At 39.9% G+C, this 2,218-nt stretch carries 2 protein-coding genes; both read left to right on the forward strand.

Annotation, left to right across the window (positions count from 1 at the left end):
• Positions 1-43: 43 nt before the first annotated feature.
• Positions 44-1,795, forward strand: coding sequence for an endolytic transglycosylase MltG (gene mltG / locus GMD4S_RS08085; protein WP_000927560.1), 1,752 nt, complete (start codon positions 44-46; stop codon positions 1,793-1,795).
• 61 nt (positions 1,796-1,856) lie between these two features.
• A partial coding sequence (greA, locus tag GMD4S_RS08090) for a transcription elongation factor GreA (protein ID WP_000818764.1) occupies positions 1,857-2,218 on the forward strand: 362 nt, incomplete at its 3' end.

Genomic DNA, 2,218 nt, shown 5'->3' on the forward strand with positions numbered 1-2,218 from the left:
CGACTTTTAAGATATAATATTATGGATTGTCAACAAGGAGGTAATGCTTTTGACTGAAAAATCAAGAGAAGAAGAAAAATTAAGCTTTAAAGAGCAGATTCTACGTGATTTAGAAAGAGTAAAAGAACAAGATAGAAGAGAGAAAGAAGTAGAGATTCCAAATCTGACGGCTTCATCATCTCAAGCTAGTTCAGCAACTCCTTCAGATCTTGAACCAGAAACATCAACAGAAGAGTTGATGGCTGATTCCCTGTCTGTTGTCGATAAAATTCTAAAGAATGCACCAAGTGTTCCTCCACTTTCAAGTGCTAGAACTGATGAAACGGATGACCAAGAAGAGAAAGAGATTAGACAGCCAATCATCGACAAGATTGAAGTTGTAGAATCTGAAGAACCTCTAGTAGAGCCGATTCATCTGGCTGAAGAACCTGTAGTGGAACCCGTTCAACCTAAGGTAGAACCAGTTGAGCTTAAACCCGAAGAAAAAGAATTTAACGATACTCCGACTAAGGTTGCCGTAACCTATAAAACAGAAGACAAGAAAGAGGAAATCACCCCAGGGATGCCTGAAAGAGTAGAGCCTGTTTCTACAGAATCTAGCAGTGGATTAGCTGATGCTCCGCGTCGTAGTCGTCGTCAAGGTGCAACATCAACTAAGAAAAAGAAAAAATCAAAAGCCAAAGGTTGCCTAGTAACAGTTCTAGTTCTCCTAGTACTCGTTGCAGTCGGTGGTTACTTTGGTTATGGTTACGTTCAAGATTCTTTGAAACCTGTTGATGCGAGCTCTAAGGACTATGTAACGGTTCAAATCCCAGACGGAGCAAACGTTCAAGAAATTGGAAGCACCTTGGAAAAATCTGGTTTGGTTAAACATGGACTGATCTTTAGCCTTTATGCTAAATACTATAGCCATGCTAACTTGAAGTCAGGTTATTACAACTTGAAGAAGAGTATGAGTACGGATGAGTTGATTCAAGAATTGCAAAAAGGTGGGACTCCTGAAGCTCAGGCACCTGTTCTTGCAAACTTGACCATTCCAGAAGGCTATACATTAGAGCAAATCGCTCAAACAGTAGGACAACTTCAAGGTGAATTTAAAGAACCTCTTACTGCGGATGCTTTCTTGGCAAAAGTTCAAGATGAGACCTTTATCTCACAATTAGTAGCCAAGTATCCAAACCTACTTGGAAGTCTTCCAACAAAAGACAGTGGCGTTCGTTATCGTCTTGAAGGCTACCTTTTCCCAGCAACCTATACGATCAAAGACAGCACAACTGTTGAAAGTTTGATTGATGAGATGGTAGCTGCTATGGACAAGGCTATGTCACCATACTACGCTACGATCAAAGAAAAGAATCTGACAGTTAATGAATTGCTCAGCATTGCTTCTCTTGTCGAAAAAGAAGGTGCTAAGACCGAAGACCGCAAGAAAATCGCAGGTGTCTTCTATAACCGCTTGAATGTCGGTATGCCACTTCAAAGTAATATCGCTATCCTATATGCTCAAGGAAAACTTGGTCAAAAGATTAGTTTAGCAGATGACGCTGGAATTGATACAACGATTGATTCACCATACAATGTTTACACACACCTTGGCCTCATGCCTGGACCGGTTGATAGCCCAAGTTCGGATGCGATTGAAGCAAGTGTAAACCAGACAAAGAGTGAGTACTTGTACTTTGTAGCCAATGTTGAAGACGGTAAAGTATACTTTGCAACAACAAAAGAAGAACATGATCAAAACGTTGCAGAGCATATCAATAGCAAGTTACCTCAAGCAAGTAGTTCAAACTAAAATTATGTGGTTTTCCACATAATTTTGTTTTAAAAAAGAAATAGAAAAGAAAGTTAAAAAAATGGCAGAAAAAACTTACCCAATGACCCTTGAAGAAAAGGAAAAACTAGAAAAAGAATTAGAGGAGTTGAAACTCGTTCGACGTCCCGAAGTCGTAGAGCGTATCAAGATTGCTCGTTCCTATGGAGACCTTTCAGAAAATAGTGAGTATGAAGCAGCGAAAGATGAACAAGCTTTTGTTGAAGGACAAATTTCAAGTCTAGAAACAAAAATTCGCTATGCTGAAATTGTTAATAGCGATGCAGTTGCCCAAGATGAGGTAGCAATCGGTAAAACAGTAACAATCCAAGAAGTCGGTGAAGACGAAGAAGAGGTCTACATCATCGTCGGTTCTGCAGGTGCAGATGCTTTTGCTGGTAAAGT

Source organism: Streptococcus sp. GMD4S, from assembly GCF_000296955.1.

Coding starts and splice junctions, on each gene's coding strand:
- mltG (WP_000927560.1), top strand. CDS start 44: ATGCTTTTGACTGAAAAATCAAGAGAAGAAGAAAAATTAAGCTTTAAA.